Below are 17,739 nucleotides of genomic sequence, written 5' to 3' on the forward strand. Positions count from 1 at the left end.
GATAGTTATTAATTAGTTTGTTGCAACTACAGTAACTGTTTCATCAGTATGACTTATTTTTACATTAAACTTAGTTTTTCCTGACTCTTGTGGAGATTTTATATCTTTAAAATAAGAAGCAATAGTTGTTGCTGATCCTGAAGTAAGTCCTACTGGAGTAGAAACTTGTACAGTACCTGAAGCATCAACAGATATATCAAATGTTCCATCTGTAGCACTATCCTGCTTTATAGTTCCATCAGTTAACAGTGTGATAACAGCTTTTTTAATTGTATCTGAACTAGCTTCATCCACCTTAACTTTTGATTTTTCCCTTATTTGAGTAAAGCTTGGTATAGCTATAGCTGCTAATATAGCTATAATAGCTATAACAATGATAAGTTCTATCAAAGTAAAGCCTTTCTTCTTCTTCTTTAGTCTTGATGTTAATGCGTTTGACATGAATTATTCCTCCTTGAATTTTTTATTATATACTAAGTCACTACATATTGTTATACATAGTAAACATTGGTAACATCATTGATATTACGATAAACCCAACTACTCCCCCCATCAATACCAATAGTAAAGGTTCAATCAGAGCTGTAGTGGTTTGTATGGTAGTTTCCACTTCTTCATCATAGAAGTCAGCAGTTTTATTCAATATATCATCTAGAGATCCAGACTCTTCCCCTATTTTTATCATAGAAGCAAGCATTGGGGGGAAGATTTTGCTTTCCTCAATAGGCTTGGATAAACCTTCACCTTTTATGAGTTCTTCCCTTATTTCAAGCAGTTTATCTTGAGCTATTTTATTTCCTACAACTTCTGATACGGTCTCTAAAGCTTGCACCAAACTTACGCCACTTGATAGCATAGTAGATAATGTTCTCGTAAATCTAGAAACAATAATTTTTTGATTTAAACCTTTTAGTATTGGAAATGTAAGTTTAAACTTACTTATAAATAGCTGCCCACTATCACTTTTAAAATAATATCTCAAGCCTACGACTACTAATACTATGATTAAAAGTATTATTAAGCCATGTTTACTCAAGGCTCCACTGATAGCAAGTAAAATTCTTGTTGGTAGTGGCAGTACTACACCACTTTGGGTAAACATATCTATAAAGGTTGGCATTACAAAAGTTAAAAGTATAGTTACAACACTTACTGCCAGTACACTTAGTACTGCAGGATAAACCATTGCACCTTTTATCTTATTATTTATCTTATTTTCTTTTTCAAAATGAGTAGACATTCTAAGCATTACACTATCTAAATTACCACTCATCTCTCCAGTCTCCACCATGCTTATAAGTAAGTCTGGAAAGACCTTACCTTGTAGCTTCATCGACTCAGACAGAGTTTCCCCTTTTTTAACATTATCCTCTACCTTAGAAAGTACTTCTTTAAGCTTTTTATTAGGAAGCTGCCTTGCAAGGATATTAAGTGAACTATTTATGGACACACCAGCATCTAGCATGGTATAAAACTGTCTACAAAAGATAGCAATATCTTTAGTGGTAACTCTATCAAAAATGCTCAAGTTTATAGTTGTGCCTTGCTGAACTTCCTCTACTAGAAGCGGATAATAATTATTCGCACTTATCATGTCCATTACTTCATCTCTACTATCCGCAGTATAGGTACCTTGCAGCCTATCACCATTTTCATTCATTGCTTTATATTTAAAATTAGGCATGTGCGTAAAACACCTCTCTTCTTAAAGAAATTACTACTCTTTTAAGAACGCAATGGAAGCCATCTCTTCTACTGTGGTTACCCCTTCTAAAACAAGCTCCTTACATGCCATACCAAGAGTTTTCATCCCATTTTTTATTGATAAATCCATTAGTTGATTAGAATCTCTAGTATTTAAAATCATATCTCTATGATCTCTAGTTATTTCCATTATTTCATATACACCTACTCTGCCCGAGTAACCAGTGTTATTACAATAACCACATCCGCGACCTTTATATATAGTTACTGCTTCATTATTTCTTTCACCTAAAATTGCCTTTTCATAAGCTGAAGCTTCATGGGCTTGCCTACAATTTGGGCATATCTTTTTTACTAATCTTTGAGCAACTATACCTGCTAAAGATGTAGAAACCAAATAAGGCTGTATCCCCATATCCACTAGTCTTAATACAGAAGAAGGAGCGTCATTAGTATGTAGTGTACTTAATACTAGATGTCCAGTTATCGCAGCTCTTATAGCTATTTCTGCAGTTTCACTATCTCTTATCTCACCTATCATTACAATGTCAGGGTCTTGTCTTAATATAGATCTAAGACCGTTTGCAAAGGTAAGTCCAGATTTGGTGTTTACATTAACTTGATTTACACCTTTTAAGGTGTATTCAACTGGATCTTCAACAGTTACTATGTTAACATCTCCAGTATTTAGTTCATTTAGCACAGTATAAAGAGTAGTGGATTTTCCGCTTCCAGTAGGCCCTGTAACAAGAACAATTCCATGTGGAGATTTTATTATTCTATCTAAAACCTCTAAATCATCATTCTTCATTCCAAGTCTTTCTTTTCCTATTTGATAGCTTTCTCTATCTAGTATTCTTATAACAACCTTTTCACCCGCTACCACAGGTAAAATTGAAACTCTTAGGTCAACATCCTTGTGTCCCACTTTAGTTATAATTCTTCCGTCTTGAGGGATTCTTTTTTCTGCTATATTAAGCCCTGCTAGTATCTTTATTCTTGTAACAAGAGCAGCTTGGCTTTCAGGCTCTAGGGAATTTGTAGTTTGAAGTTGTCCATCTATTCTATATCTTATTCTTATTTCATCTTCAAAAGGTTCTATGTGTATATCAGATGCTCTCATCTCAACTGCATTCTTGAATAGATACTCAACCATCTTTACAACTGGCGCATTCTTTATATCATCAAACTGTTCTTCTTCCTGAACTTGGATTGTTTTAGCTTCCAGCTTACCTTTAGAAAGTTCCTCAGCTGCTTTTGTAACCTTCTGACTTGAATATTCCATTTCTATATGTTTTTTAATTTCTTCTCTTGTACATATATAGGTTTCCACTTCAAATCCAGATGAAATTGAAACGTCATCGATAGCAAATATATTAAGTGGATCCCACATTGCTACCATTATTCTATTTTCATTGAAACCAAAAGGTATCAGTTCATGCTTGTCACAAACGCTTTCAGGTACTACCTTAAGTGCTCTTTTATCAAAGGTTGTAATGTTAAGGTTGATTCTCTTTATTCCTGTTTGCTTTTCTAAAACCTCCATGATATCTTCTGAAGTTACCATACCAAGTTCTATAAGCATTTCACCCAACTTCTTACCGGTTATCCTTTGTTTCTTAAGAGCTTCCTGAAGTTGAGGCATAGATATCTTACCAGACTCCACAAGCATGTCACCCAGTCTTCTCTTAATTACTCCCTCCATTAGTATCTCCTTCCAACCAAACAGGTTGAACAAATTATAATTTTACTTCATATACTAATAAGTATACAAAGCGAAGTTTAATAAAGCAACCCAAAAATTCTGCCATGATTTGGTAACTAAGTCCATAATTTCTTAGTTACTTTTTATATGGATTAAACTTAATATTAAACATTTAAATAAATAATCTTAAACTACCAAAGAAAAGCATTTTAAAAGCTTATACTTGGTAAATCTTATATAAAAACTCACATTTTGCAATAAAAAAACATAATTATATCCAAATTAAATGTTATAAATTTAACAAAAATGTTTTTAATTATTTAGCTATTTATTTATATATTAAGATAAATTTTTATTATTTTATCCCCATATAACATAGCTATCATTGTTCCAATAGCTAAAAACGGACCAAATGCAATCGGATCCTTTCTTCCTTTCTTTTTCAGAGCTATAAGTGACACACCTATAATCGCACCTATAATAAATGCAAAAAATATTGTAATAAGAGTGTTACTCCATCCCAAATATATACCACATATAGCCGCTATCTCTATATCCCCTGCTCCCATAGCCCCTGTAAGTATAACTATAAGTCCAATCACTCCAGCTCCTACTACAAGACCAATTAAGTACGTCATTATATTGCTATGTAAATAGAACTTGTCTATTAATATAAATACAATCCCAATAAAAAGGCATGGATATGTGGTAACTGCGTATACATCCTGTGTATTAAAATCAATAAATGCTATAACTATTAAAAACACAGCTAATATTAAAAACTTTATAAGCTCGATTGATAGTCCATACTGGTTGTATATTAATAAGAATATTATTGCAGTAAATAGTTCAAGGGCAGGATACTTAATAGATATCTTGTTGCCACAGTGCCTACACTTTCCTCCTAAAAATAAATAACTTATCACTGGTACCAGATCATAAGCTTTAATTTGAGTCTTACAATCAGTACAATGTGAAGGAGGAAAAGAAATTGATTCTCCCCTTGGTATTCTATAAATACATACATTCAAAAAGCTTCCAATAACTAATCCTAAAATAAATATTAAAATTCCAATCTCCATGTATTACTCCTAAACTTTATAGAATTAAATTCAAATTTGATCTATTCAATTTGAATTCATATCAATTATCATCTTTTCAATCCATATATTGCAAGTAAATTTTGTATTAAATTTAGCAATCTTATTGCAACATTCTCTTATATCCTAATTTTTCTATATATGTATGCAATTTTATATTTTTATATATTCATTTTTTCAAGCCGCCAACATGTAATCATCTTCGAATAAATTAGTTAACTTTAAGTTACACATTTCTCAAAACTATATTTATAAGTTATCATTATATACTTACATTTTGTTAATTTATTTTAATTATATCCCACTTTGGCAATTATAATCACCAAATTAACAAAAACACACCATTAGTGTAACTATACTTTGTGTCTTTTTGTATAACTACTTTTCTAAATACACCTAAGGAAACTCTAAAAGTCCAGTGAGTTTTATCTTCGCGGTATGTTTAAGTTGGAACTAGTATATCTAGATATAATTCTAATAACTTTAAGATTTTATATACTTCTGCACATTTTTGTACATCAAAAAAGCTAGAATGCAGAAGCATTCTAGCTCTAAGTTCTTGTTTTTAGTACATTCCTTCCATTCCCATGCCTGGATTTGGCATTGCAGGAGTCTTCTCTGGAATGTCAGCTACAGCTGATTCAGTTGTTAAGAATGTTGATGCAACTGATGCAGCATTTTGAAGAGCTGATCTTGTAACCTTAGTTGGATCAACAATTCCTGCTTTTATCATGTTCTTGTAGTCCCCAAGTAATGCATCGTAACCTACTCCAACTTCACTATGCTTAACTTTTTCTATTATAACAGAAGCTTCAACTCCAGCATTAGTAGCTATTTGTCTCATTGGTTCCTCTAAAGCTCTAACTATTATATCTATACCAACTTGAGTATCAGCAACTTCTGATGTTAACTCAGCTACTTGTTTTATAACATTTACGTAAGCTGTTCCACCACCAGGTACTATACCTTCTTCTACAGCTGCTTTTGTAGCTGCTAAAGCGTCTTCAAGTCTTAATTTCTTTTCTTTTAATTCTGTTTCAGTAGCTGCTCCAACTTTTATAACAGCAACTCCTCCAGCAAGCTTAGCTAATCTTTCTTGAAGTTTTTCTCTATCAAACTCAGAAGTAGTTTCTTCTAATTGAGTTCTTAGTTGTGCCACTCTACTAGTGATTGCTTCTTTGTCTCCTCTACCACCTACGATAGTAGTGTTTTCCTTAGTTACCTTTATAACTTCAGCTTGACCTAACATATCAAGAGTAGCTTCCTTAAGATCTCTTCCAAGCTCTTCAGATATAACTATACCACCAGTAAGTATTGCTATGTCTTCAAGCATTTCTTTTCTTCTATCACCAAAACCTGGCGCCTTAACAGCAACACAGTTAAATGTTCCTCTTACCTTATTTACTATAAGAGTAGCCATTGCTTCTGTTTCTATATCTTCAGCAATTATAAGAAGCTTCTTTCCTGTTTGAACTATTTGCTCAAGTACTGGAAGAATTTCTTGAATATTGCTTATCTTCTTATCAGTTATAAGTATTAAAGCATTGTCTAAAACAGCTTCCATCTTTTCTGTATCTGTAACCATGTAATGTGATACATATCCTCTGTCAAATTGCATACCTTCAACAACATCAAGTTCTGTACCCATTGATCTTGATTCTTCAACAGTTATAACGCCTTCGTTGCCTACTCTTTCCATAGCATCAGCTATAAGCTTACCTATTTCTTCATCACCTGCTGATATAGCAGCAACTCTAGCTATGTCTTCTTTACCTTCAACTGGTTTTGATATCTTCTTGATTTCATCTACAGCTGTTTCAACTGCAGTTCTTATACCAGTTCTAAGAAGTATAGGATTAGCACCAGCAGTTACATTCTTCAAACCTTCTCTAATTATTGCTTGAGCAAGTAATGTAGCAGTTGTTGTACCATCTCCAGCAACATCATTTGTCTTTGTTGCAACTTCTTTTACTAATTGAGCACCCATGTTTTCAAATGGATCTTCTAATTCTATTTCTCTTGCAATTGATACACCGTCATTTGTTATAAGTGGTGCACCAAACTTCTTGTCTAAAACAACATTTCTTCCCTTAGGTCCTAAAGTTACTTTTACAGTATCAGCAAGCTTATCTACACCAGCTTGCATAGCTCTTCTTGCTTCTTCACCAAACTTTATTTGCTTAGCCATCAAATTCTACCTCCTGTCTATTATTCTACTATTGCTAGTATATCTTCTTGTTTTAGTATGGTGTATTCTTCACCATCAATTTTAACTTCTGTACCAGCATATTTTGAGAATAATACTTTATCCCCAACTTTAACTTCTAATTGAATTCTAGTTCCATCAACAATTGCTCCAGGTCCAACAGCTACAACTTCAGCTTCTTGTGGTTTTTCCTTTGCTGCTCCTGTTAAAACTATACCGCTTTTTGTTTTTTCTTCTGCTTCTAATCTTTTGATAACAACTCTGTCACCAAGTGGTTTAATTCTCATTTTCTAAACCCTCCTTATGATTTTTAGAGTATATAAATTTAATATTTAACTTATTTGTTAGCACTCGTTAATATTGAGTGCTAATACAATTATTATAATAGACAATACTATTTAATAATTCAACAACTAATTGATATTTTTATCCATTTTCTCGGACTAAATTGTTTAATTTTATGAAATTATCTCTCTTTTTCTAATTTTTTCTTTTATTTTCTCAATGATTATAGCCTTTATGAAAATTAACTGATATATTTAGTAATTTTTTTAAATATATCAGTTAATTTTCATATAAAAACATAAATAATTCATAAATTTATTATATTATTTTTTATAAAGCTATTTATTTTTTATAAAAAATGATAATAATTAAATATGAAACTTTATATTCTATGCTATACGAAAGGACGTTATGATGATTTCTAAAAATTATAGTTATTTAACTAAGATTTCAAATTTTATTCTCTCTCTTATTTTAACCGTTGCTTCAATTGGATTGTGGTCAATAGCAACCTTAAACTTTACACCACTATACAAGATGAGCATAAAAACTTTTGACATTACAAGTGCTACCTCCCTTTCAGAAGGACAACTTATGACAAACTACAAAGTACTTATTAAATATCTTCAATCACCTTTTATACATAAATTAAAATTCCCAGATTTTATAATGAGTGCTGGCGGAGAAACACATTTCGTAGATGTGAAAAATATATTTATATATCTTCATATCATAACTTGGTCTACTGCCATAATCTTTGTATTATTGTTGATATTTAAGAAAAAATATCTTACAAAGGAAATATTTAATATATTCAACCATACTTTTTATATTCTATCTGTTTTTTCAATATCTATACTTATTTTAGTATTAAATAATTTTGATAAAACCTTTGAAAATTTCCACAAGCTATTTTTCAGCAATGATTTATGGTTATTTGACCCAAATACTGATCCAGTTATAAATGCCTTGCCGGAAAACTTTTTTATGATCTGTGGAATAACAATCATAGCTCTAACTCTTATCCAAGTGATAATATTTAAGATTATTTATCATAGACATAAGAAGCTATTAAGGACTTCAAAGACTACCATTTTTCACTAATAATTTCTATGCAGTAAAAAAGAGCTAATAATTAGCTCTTTTTTATTTACAAATTTTCACCTATCATTTCTGATTCATTTATTTTAATTTGATTACTCTCACCTACATTAGCAGCTATTCCAAGCATAGCCCAAAATACAGGTGCAACACTTACTACACTTATATTAAAGAATGCTTGTACTAAATATCCTACTATAGACATAAGTAGTCCTAAATACAATAATTGATAATTATTTGTACTTTCTCTAAACTTCTTTGTAAGTCTTAAGATTACCAAAGTAATTAAGGAAAGATAAATTATAAGCGCAGGTATACCACTAGTTACTGTTAACTGTAAGTACTCATTATGAGCCTTATCCACTATTCCTCCAGTTAACTTTTGCATATACCCAAGCTCATCAAAATACTTTTGTAAAAATACTACCCCGAAGGTATCTGGTCCACTGCCTAGTATAGGGTGTTCTGGAATAAAAGTAATACCTCTTTTCCATATATACATTCTTGAACTTCCAACAGTATCATTATCTGTTGAGCTTATCCTTGTTGCATCGATACCAATAGAACTAAGTCTAGATAAAACAGTGCTATTAGTCAGAGAATTTAGCATGATAAATATTACTGCAAAGATTCCTAAAGATGCAAGATAGCGTTTCATATACTTTTTATTCTTAAAACAGTAATACAAGATGGCTATTGAATAAACACCAAAGGAAACAAAATTGCTTCTAGTAATTGATGCTACTAGTCCTGAAAATATTATAGAGGAACTTAATAAATATTTCTTTTCTGATGTTCTTAAGTAATAGCTTATATTTATCGGTAAATATAAAGTCATTAAAGTGGCAAAAAAGTTTTTGTTACCAATTGTAGAATAAGCATGATTTCCCCAGTTCTTTCTAAAGACATCATGAGGTATAAAGTCTAATCCTAGATATTGTAGTACACCATAGATAGCTATCATGCAGATGAAGATATTAATTAATTTAAATATCCTATTAGAATACTTAAAATGTTTATACATTATTAAAAATATCAAACAATAGAATACTATAGCTACAAAACCTTCTCTTCTAGTCTCCCTTCCAGTTATGGATATAGGTACATACACAGAAAATACAGTTGATAGTAAAAGCCATAATATAAAACCTGCTATAAGATAATCTATTATTGTGTTCTGTGACCATCTCTTTCTATCATATACAAACATCATGGTTACCATAACTACTACATAAACAAGTAGTATTTTAGGTTCATAAAACCTATCATAAGAAGATGGAATTATTATAAACGGAATAAGTCCCATAATTAAAAATGTAAATATCTTAATAGGTTCAAGTCTTTTAAAGTTTTTTAATATAGATACATTAGCTAAACCAAAGTCATACTCTTCTTGCATAGCTATTCCCCAACCTATACCGAGCATTGCCCAAAACACTGGAGCCACACTCACTATACTTATATTGAAGAAAGCTTGCACACAATAGGATATTATACCAAGTGTGATAGCTATTAGATGTATATTTCCATCCTTTATTGCCTTAGCCCCTGCTTTAAACACTATTGTAGCTAAAATCCCTAAGTATAAGAGTAACGCAAATATTCCATTGCATATAAGTATCTGTAGATACTCATTATGGGCTTTTGTAACAACTCCCCCTAAGCTTTTCACCATAAATTCTGTTTCAGATTTATGAGCGCCTAAAAAAGCAGTACTAAAATTATCTACACCATATCCTAGTACAGGTTTGTCCCATAATAACTTTATACCATTTTTCCATATATATATTCTTCCAGAACCAGCCATCTCATTTCCTGACTGTTTTAATGATATGGCATCATCACTTATTGACAGCAATCTAGCATTAATAGCTCCACTCTTTAAATAGTTTATCCCAAAGAATATAACAACCATAGTAACTAAAACTATACCTAAATTTAGTAACCTCTTTTTACTCTTAAAGGATAGCACAAATAATATTACTATACAGATAATCAAAGCTACCCAACTACTTCTAGTAGTACTACTTACTAACCCCAAAAATAAAATTGCAGTAGCAAAAATATATTTTTTCTCACCTTTATACATAAATAAAGCTACGGTTATTGGCAAAAATATACTTATATAAGCACCTATTGCATTTCTATAACCTAAAGTACTAAAAGGTTCATACTCGGAAATTCTCCTTACCTTATCAAGCTGTATAGGATTGATACCGAAGAATTGAATGAAGCTATATAATGAAACAATTGACGCAAAAATCAATAAAATATTTATAAAACTTTTCGATAACTTAAATTTTTTTGATAACAATAAGAAATTAATAAAATAACATAGATATAATAAAAATGGTTCTCTATCTGTCATTTTACCTATAAACGAGTTTTGTACATCGACTCCCATTAAACTTGAAATAAAAATAATCCCTATAAATAATAATAATAATTTATCGATCCAGTTAAAGGTTAATGTATCTTTCTTTACATATAAATAAATTAACGATATCACTGATATAAAATAAATAAAGTATAATTTCGGTGTATAGTAAACATCTGCGGCTCCTGGAACCATTATAAGCGGAGTCACTCCCATAAGTAACACCGCAATTAAGTTTACAAAGCTTTCCTCTTTAAATTGTATTTTCCCCCTCATTTAATCCCCCTAAAATTTAAAGTCTAGTTTTCTTCCCTATTGATAAGTTTTTTTCCCTTTAATACTCCTATAAGAATAATCAAAGCCATAACTATTAAAACAATTACTAATATTGATATCTTATCTAAAGAAAGGTTATGTCCAAAAAATATTGACACAAAAAGCATTGGTGCTCTAGCTAAATTTGATATGACAAGGAATTCCTTTAAAGAAAGGCTTGATATTCCACATATATATCCTAAAATATCCTTTGGTATTCCTGGTATTAAATATAAAAGCAAAACTATTCTTCTTAAGGACTTATGCCTCTCTTCTGAGCTTTTACCAGATTCTCTTTCCCCTTTATGTTCCTCTTTAAAATGTTCGATTTTCTTTAATAGCCATAGATCCTTTTCACTTACTAACTTTTGCACAAAAGGTTTTCCTAGTTTTCTAGATAGTATAAAGGTTATAGCACTTCCGATTATTGCTCCTATAATAGATAAGGCAAATCCTATCCAAGGACCAAATATATAACCTGCTGCTACCTGAACTATTTCACCTGGTATTATGAATATTACTATTTGAAGTACCTGCATAACTAAAAATGCTAGCCATGAATAAGTTCCATATCCTAGTATTCTTTCCTTCATCTTTTTTATATCTGTAAAGATATATACATATTCACCAAGATATTTATAAAACGCTGCCATTAATACTAATACAGAAAAAACTGTTATAATATGATACTTATATTTTGCCAACTTTTCTTTCATAATCACATATCCTCATAAAATTAAGTATATTATACTTCAACGTAAAACCTTAAAATCAAGCTTATATTATAGGTTTAATTTTATAAATATATCCTATTGTTGCTTTCTGCAATTCTACATATTACTACATTTTTCACTTAGCAGAATCATTAACTTGTAATACTTCTTCATTAAAATGCCGTATCTATAGTATAATATACGAAATATATCTATACACTAGCTATTTTCTTAGTATTACCTTAATTTTTTATTAATATTTGATATAAATTTCATAGTTCAATTATTAATTTATACACATTAAAGACCACAAATTCTAATTTTTCAACAGATACAAATTAAATTTCTGTAGATAAGTCTTTTATTTAACTTTATAATATATGTGATTTTTCTATATTCCACATTATTATAACATCTATCTCACTTTCTTAATACAATAATTGTCATAATTTTAATTCTTTCTCATTAAAATTATTAGCTAAGTTTAGTAGTATTATTGATTTATTAATCTCTAGGAATTATCTCTACTGAGAATTCAGATAATATAATTATCTATAACTTCGACCAGTTTCTTAATTATAATGAAAACTTTTAATTTGTAGGTGATATTATGTACAATGAGAAGTATATTTGTGATTTATGCGGAAGAGAGGTTTCTAAAGTAACTGTTCATCATTTAATTCCAAGAGAAGAAGGCGGCAAGGATTTAGCCACAGTAATGCTATGCATCCCTTGTCATAAGCAGATCCATGCACTTTATTCTAACAAGGAACTATCAGTAAGACTTTATACTATATCGAGACTTAAGAGTGATGATAAGATAATAAAGTATCTTAAATTCATAACAAAACATCCTGGCGATTCTCACATTTCGGTAAAGAAATCTAAAGATGTTAGAAAAAAATAGGCAACAAGATAATAAAAGTTGTTTAAACTTAAATTCTATCTTGTTGCCTACTTATGATGGTTTATATTGGCTTTAGTTTATACAAATCTAGTATACCTCTATTACCTTCATCCTATCCTCATCAAACTTTTATATTGTTTTCTCTAGCATAGTAGAAGAAATACTGCTGAGCAAAGCCTGAAAGTTCACCAAACTTCTCTCTTCCAAAAATTCTTATCTTATTAAGCGATACATCAGGAGCCAAATAGAAATGAGCCATAGCTCTTTTCACCCATACATCCACTGGAAAAGCTGAGTATTTTTTCATAGAAAACAGCATTACGCAGTCAGCTACTTTCGCACCAACACCTTTAAAATTTTGAAGAGCTTCATGGCACTGATCATCATTTAGCTCAGAAATCATTACTAAATCATATTTAAGTAATTCTTTTTCTTCATCAGTCATTGCTTCTATAGCCTTATTACTGTTTAAGAGCTCATTACAGCTTTTTACTTTCTCTACAGTATCATAAATGTACTTACTTCTAAAAGATGCCCCTGTAGTGTTTATTTCCTCCAAGGATGCCTTTGAAAATTGCTCTACCGTAGGGAAGGCGTAATAAGTCTTTCCTTTATACTCAATAGCCGAACCCCACTTCTCACTTATTTTATTTATTGTTTTGCTAATCACCGGTATAGAATTTCTTGCAGATATTATAAAGCTTATAAGTATTTCAAAAGGATCTTGCTTTAGTATCCTTATACCATATCCAAAATCTACTGCTTTTTCTAATAAAGGATCTCCTGAAAACTTTTCCTTTATAGCTGTATAATCTCGTTCTAAATCAAAATATTCCATCCATATGTTATTAAAATCATCTCTATTTGTATTATGTATTATTATATCTTTTCCGCTTTCTTCTACCTCTATCACTCTCTCATGTGCTACCCCTATGTAAGTGCCACTCTCTTGTCTAATCCATCTAAAGCACTGACCACACTCAAAAACTTGCTTTATATTAAAGTTTTCTGCATCCTTTAAAATTACTTTATCATCATAGTATTCTACATCTTTATAATCCATTTTTATCACCTTTTCCTACTCGTCTATAAGTTGCCATCTTCTTTAACAAGCATTATCACAACTTACATATTTTACTTAAATATAATTATACTTTTATATTTAGTTTTTTACAATTACTTAAGTAAAATCTTTACCACCAAATACAAGTTTTCATTTAATAATTAAAATTACTTACACAAACTACATCTTATAAAGCTTCAGTTACTAAAATACTATTTCTAAACAGCTTAATCTTAATTCGTAGATCGACGAATAAATTATAAATTCTCTATAATCAACGTTAACCTTAATGATTTAACAAATTTATTTAGTATCAATGAGTTAACACCTATTATTTTTCTATATAAAAACTTTCGTTCCATGGAAACTACAAACAAATAGTTTTTCCATCTCCACTTTTGTGATCTTTCTTGGATTAGAGCCAGTACATGCATCTTCCACTGCATTCTCCGCTATAAGTTGTAGGTTACTATTAAATACATCTTCTTTAACTCCATATTCTTTTAAACTATTAGGTATTCCAAGCTTTTCATTAAACAATCTTATAAGCTGCCTAAGTGATTCTACTAATTCGTCATCAGTTTCTCCTTGAAGCTGTAATCTTCTACTTATATCTGCATATCTTTTTGAACAAGTCTTTTTATTATAATCAATAACATAAGGTAAATATATCGCATTAGCACAACCATGTGGAATATTAAATATCGCCCCAGTTTTATGGGCCATACTATGAGTTATTCCAAGCAACGCATTGCTAAAGGCCATTCCAGCTAAACACTGAGCATAATGCATCCTTTCCCTAGCCTCTTTATCCCCTTGATATGAGTTCAATAAATTATCTCTGACCATTTCAATGGACTGTAATGCTAGAGGATCTGTAAAACAGGTATGCTGTGATGCAACATAAGCTTCTATACCATGAGTTAGTGCATCCATTCCCGTATGCGCTGTAAGCTTAGCGGGCATCGTTTCAGCAAGCTCTGAATCTACTATAGCTATATCTGGTGTTATATCATAGTCAGCTAGAGGATATTTTATTTTAGTTTTGTAATCTGTTATAACTGTAAATGCTGTTACTTCAGTTGCAGTTCCAGAGGTAGATGGAATAGCTACAAATTTAGCTTTGTTCCTAAGTTTAGGTATAGAAAAAGGCTTCTTTATATTTTCAAAGTTTTCATCTGGATATTCATAAAAAACCCACATTGCCTTAGCTGCATCTATGGCTGAGCCTCCTCCAATAGCAACTATCCAATCTGGTCTATATTCAAGCATCTTCTTAGATCCATCAATAACCGTCTCAACTGATGGATCTGGTTCAACGCCTTCTATCAAGTTAACCTCAAAGTTAGCGTCCTTTAGATAGCTTATAGCCTTATCCAGAAAGCCAAACTTCCTCATAGACCCTCCCCCTGTAACTATGACTGCCCTCTTTCCTTCTAATTCCTTTAACTGCTCCATAGTTCCTTTTCCATAGTATATATCTCTAGGTAAGGTAAATCTGCTCATTAAATTGCCTCCTAATTCTATCTAAAATAATTGTACAAGACTATTAATGATGTACCAATTAAATTACAATCTCGCTTTTTTAACTCCTGTGTATTTAGAAAATAGGTTTTAAAATTTGTTTTTCTCAAGTAATACATCATTACAATATTTAAAATGTCCTTAGGATATTATTAGTAATTACAGCAAGTTTTATTTATATTAATTCATAAAATCATTTAGCTAATATATGCGTCTTATTTACTTCATCAATCATATAAAATATCATTACTTCAATATTTTTATGTATAAAACTTATTCTACTTCAAGAATTTCTTAACTTATGTCCGGAAAAAACTGCTGCTCAAAAAAACACCGAAGAAGAGCATTCCAATGAATTTTTCTAGTATAAAACTGTTTGTTAAATAAATGTTGGTAGTGATTAAAAACATGAATATGCGGCAAGCATTAAGAGGATAGCTTAATTATTAGATTTTCTTAGAGAGGTGTTCCTTTTGCTACAGCATGATGTTGAATTAAAAAAGTTTGATCTGCATACTAACAATGTTTTAAAAAAAGATTTTTATAAAGATAGAGTTGTAGAAGTTTGCCCAATTTGTGAATCAACTTGGTATATTAAATATGGTTTTTATCATGGAATTCAAAGATACAAATGTAAAGTGTGTCAAAAAACCTTTTCCCGTACAACTAATTCATTGTGGAGTTATTCAAAGAAGAACACTAGAACTTGGATGGAATTTACTGAATTAATGGCGGAAAATAAGACCTTAAAATTCTGCGCAGAAAAGCTAAATATAAGTATTGGAACAGCTTTTTATTGGAGACATAAAATACTTCAAGCCTTAAGTATAGACTCAACTCCAGATAGTCTATCGGGAATTGTACATGTAGGAAAGGTTATTTTAAAAGAGAACTTTAAAGGGTGTAGAAATTCACAAATAATATCCGCTGCAACTCCAAGACAAAACATTTGGGTTATTGGTGCAAAAGGACAGGAAGACTCTATGTTTATAAAACCAATATTTAAGCATCAATGGGATCGAAGAGCTTTCAATGAGAAAGTCTATTCTAAAATAGAAAATAGCTCATATATTGCTGCATACGGAGACAGATATATAAATTCAGTAGCAATGAGACATAATAAAAACAAATCCATTAAGGTAGAGCCTGAGTATAGAATAAAATACCTTTGGCCAAATTTGAAAAAATGGCTATCAAGCTTTCATGGGGTGGCCTCAAAGTATATTCGAAGATACCTTAGTTTTTTTATAATTATGAACTTAGACAAGGTACATGACTACATGGACTTGATGTATGATAGCGTATTTCAAGGTAATAGATTTACAAGAATTGAAGAAATACGATATATGAATTCGCCTTTTTAAAAAATTACAACTTAATACATATTAGTTTTATGGAATATATCGTAAAATACAGACTTAATTACAAGGTTGTCCATCTAGAGTTATAAATACCTAACAACATTTAATTAATAAATAACTGTATATAAAAAAAATTAACTATAAGCATAAACTAGTGGAAAATACTAGTTTGCATATTATCAAAACATATTAGTTCAAGCATTTTCTAATCTACTATATGATTTGAGTAAGATTTGAAGACATATTAGTTTTAATTAACTGTAAGATTAGCTCACTCTACATTTCAACGCGCTATTTAACCATAAAAAAGTCGCTCAAGCGACCTTCTTCATCGAACTTTTCTTAACGCATCTGCCTTTCCGAATGTAAATGAGGAAAATCTGGCTTTTTACTGTTTACCCTAAAAAGCTGTTCTACCCCTTTAATATTGATAGGTTTAGTTAATAAAAAATTTTATACTTTCATTAACAGTAAAAAAACACAGTTCTATTAAGAACTGTGTTTCAAAATTCATATAATGAATTATTATTTTGCGTAGTTGTGGAATCCTCTACCTGACTTTCTTCCTAACCAACCAGCTCTAACATACTTTCTTAGTAAGCTATGAGCTCTGTACTTAGTATCTCCAGTTTCATTGTAAAGAACATCCATGATAGCTAGACATACGTCTAATCCTATAAGATCTCCTAAAGCTAGAGGTCCCATTGGGTGGTTTGCACCTAACATCATTGACTTATCTATATCAACAGCTGAAGCTATATCTTCTGCAAGTATTCCTACAGCTTCGTTGATCATTGGTATAAGTATTCTGTTAACTACGAAACCAGGTGCTTCAGCAACTTCTACTGGTTCCTTGCCTATAGCTATTGAAACTTCTTTAACTGCATCAAAAGCTTCTTGTGAAGTAGCCATTCCTCTGATTATTTCAACTAGCTTCATTACTGGAGCTGGGTTGAAGAAATGCATTCCTATAACTTTATCAGGTCTTCCAGTTGCAGCAGCAACTTCAGTTATTGATAAAGATGAAGTGTTTGAAGCTAATATAGTTTCTGGCTTACAGATCTTATCTAATTCAGCAAATATTTGCTTCTTTATAGCCATGTTTTCTACTGCAGCTTCTATAACTAAATCACAGTCAGCAGCTAAGTTCATATCAGTAGTTCCTGATATTCTTGAAAGGATTTCTTCTCTAACTTCTTCAGTCATCTTTCCTTTAGCAACTAATTTGCTTAAACCATTGCTGATTCCAGTTATTCCTTTATCAACAAATTCTTCCTTTATATCTCTAACTATAACTTCATATCCTTTTTGAGCGAAAGCTTGAACTATACCAGCTCCCATTGTACCAGCACCAAGAACAAATATCTTTTCCATGGGT

15 protein-coding genes are annotated in these 17,739 nt (G+C 30.9%); 3 read left to right on the plus strand and 12 right to left on the minus strand.

What is annotated here, in order from left to right; all coding sequences use genetic code 11:
* Positions 1–12 precede the first annotated feature (12 nt).
* The 7 genes from bsdtw1_RS23655 to bsdtw1_RS23660 form a co-directional block, all read right to left on the minus strand.
* A complete protein-coding gene (locus bsdtw1_RS23655; RefSeq protein WP_183278935.1) occupies positions 13–441 on the minus strand; it encodes a prepilin-type N-terminal cleavage/methylation domain-containing protein in 429 nt (142 codons plus the stop codon).
* Positions 442–481: 40 nt separating this feature from the next.
* The gene (locus tag bsdtw1_RS18155; protein WP_183278936.1) at positions 482–1,684 is read right to left on the minus strand and encodes a type II secretion system F family protein; all 1,203 of its coding nucleotides are present in this window, start codon (positions 1,682–1,684) and stop codon (positions 482–484) included.
* A 33-nt stretch (positions 1,685–1,717) separates the two neighbouring features.
* Positions 1,718–3,409: a GspE/PulE family protein gene (locus tag bsdtw1_RS18160; RefSeq protein WP_183278937.1), complete on the minus strand. Its 1,692-nt coding sequence runs from the start codon at positions 3,407–3,409 to the stop codon at positions 1,718–1,720.
* A 332-nt stretch (positions 3,410–3,741) separates the two neighbouring features.
* A complete protein-coding gene (locus tag bsdtw1_RS18165) occupies positions 3,742–4,485 on the minus strand; it encodes a prepilin peptidase (protein WP_371874760.1) in 744 nt (247 codons plus the stop codon).
* Between the two features lie 589 nt (positions 4,486–5,074).
* Positions 5,075–6,697 (minus strand): chaperonin GroEL, encoded by a 1,623-nt coding sequence (groL, locus tag bsdtw1_RS18170; RefSeq protein ID WP_183278939.1) that lies wholly within the window; start codon positions 6,695–6,697, stop codon positions 5,075–5,077.
* A 20-nt stretch (positions 6,698–6,717) separates the two neighbouring features.
* The gene (groES, locus tag bsdtw1_RS18175) at positions 6,718–7,002 is read right to left on the minus strand and encodes a co-chaperone GroES (RefSeq protein WP_183278940.1); all 285 of its coding nucleotides are present in this window, start codon (positions 7,000–7,002) and stop codon (positions 6,718–6,720) included.
* 432 nt (positions 7,003–7,434) lie between these two features.
* Positions 7,435–7,560 carry a hypothetical protein gene (locus bsdtw1_RS23660; protein WP_280514174.1) on the minus strand — a complete coding sequence of 42 codons (126 nt, stop codon included), beginning with the start codon at positions 7,558–7,560 and terminating at the stop codon, positions 7,435–7,437.
* On the opposite strand from bsdtw1_RS23660, the gene bsdtw1_RS18180 reads away from it, so the two are divergent.
* Positions 7,505–8,104 carry a TIGR01906 family membrane protein gene (locus bsdtw1_RS18180; protein WP_244638230.1) on the plus strand — a complete coding sequence of 200 codons (600 nt, stop codon included), beginning with the start codon at positions 7,505–7,507 and terminating at the stop codon, positions 8,102–8,104. The genes bsdtw1_RS23660 and bsdtw1_RS18180 overlap by 56 nt on opposite strands.
* A gap of 46 nt (positions 8,105–8,150) precedes the next feature.
* On the opposite strand, the gene bsdtw1_RS18185 is transcribed toward bsdtw1_RS18180, so the two are convergent.
* On the minus strand, positions 8,151–10,754 hold the full coding sequence (locus tag bsdtw1_RS18185) for an O-antigen ligase family protein (RefSeq protein WP_183278942.1): 2,604 nt from the start codon (positions 10,752–10,754) through the stop codon (positions 8,151–8,153).
* Positions 10,755–10,777: 23 nt separating this feature from the next.
* Positions 10,778–11,509 carry a TVP38/TMEM64 family protein gene (locus tag bsdtw1_RS18190; protein ID WP_183278943.1) on the minus strand — a complete coding sequence of 244 codons (732 nt, stop codon included), beginning with the start codon at positions 11,507–11,509 and terminating at the stop codon, positions 10,778–10,780.
* Positions 11,510–12,116: 607 nt separating this feature from the next.
* On the opposite strand from bsdtw1_RS18190, the gene bsdtw1_RS18195 reads away from it, so the two are divergent.
* Positions 12,117–12,413, plus strand: coding sequence for an HNH endonuclease (locus bsdtw1_RS18195; protein WP_183278944.1), 297 nt, complete (start codon positions 12,117–12,119; stop codon positions 12,411–12,413).
* Positions 12,414–12,534: 121 nt separating this feature from the next.
* Here the strand turns inward: bsdtw1_RS18195 and bsdtw1_RS18200 are convergent, their stop codons facing one another.
* Together bsdtw1_RS18200 and bsdtw1_RS18205 are read right to left on the minus strand one after the other, a co-directional pair.
* Positions 12,535–13,476 (minus strand): DNA-3-methyladenine glycosylase family protein, encoded by a 942-nt coding sequence (locus tag bsdtw1_RS18200; protein ID WP_183278945.1) that lies wholly within the window; start codon positions 13,474–13,476, stop codon positions 12,535–12,537.
* 339 nt (positions 13,477–13,815) lie between these two features.
* The gene (locus bsdtw1_RS18205; protein ID WP_183278946.1) at positions 13,816–14,982 is read right to left on the minus strand and encodes an iron-containing alcohol dehydrogenase; all 1,167 of its coding nucleotides are present in this window, start codon (positions 14,980–14,982) and stop codon (positions 13,816–13,818) included.
* 491 nt (positions 14,983–15,473) lie between these two features.
* Here bsdtw1_RS18205 and bsdtw1_RS18210 point away from each other — a divergent pair, with 491 nt between their 5' ends.
* A complete protein-coding gene (locus bsdtw1_RS18210) occupies positions 15,474–16,364 on the plus strand; it encodes an IS1/IS1595 family N-terminal zinc-binding domain-containing protein (RefSeq protein WP_183278947.1) in 891 nt (296 codons plus the stop codon).
* Between the two features lie 522 nt (positions 16,365–16,886).
* Here the strand turns inward: bsdtw1_RS18210 and bsdtw1_RS18215 are convergent.
* On the minus strand, positions 16,887–17,735 hold the full coding sequence (locus bsdtw1_RS18215; protein ID WP_183278948.1) for a 3-hydroxybutyryl-CoA dehydrogenase: 849 nt from the start codon (positions 17,733–17,735) through the stop codon (positions 16,887–16,889).
* Positions 17,736–17,739 lie beyond the last annotated feature (4 nt).

This window comes from Clostridium fungisolvens (genome assembly GCF_014193895.1).
Classification (GTDB): Bacteria; Bacillota; Clostridia; order Clostridiales; family Clostridiaceae; genus Clostridium_AR; species Clostridium_AR fungisolvens.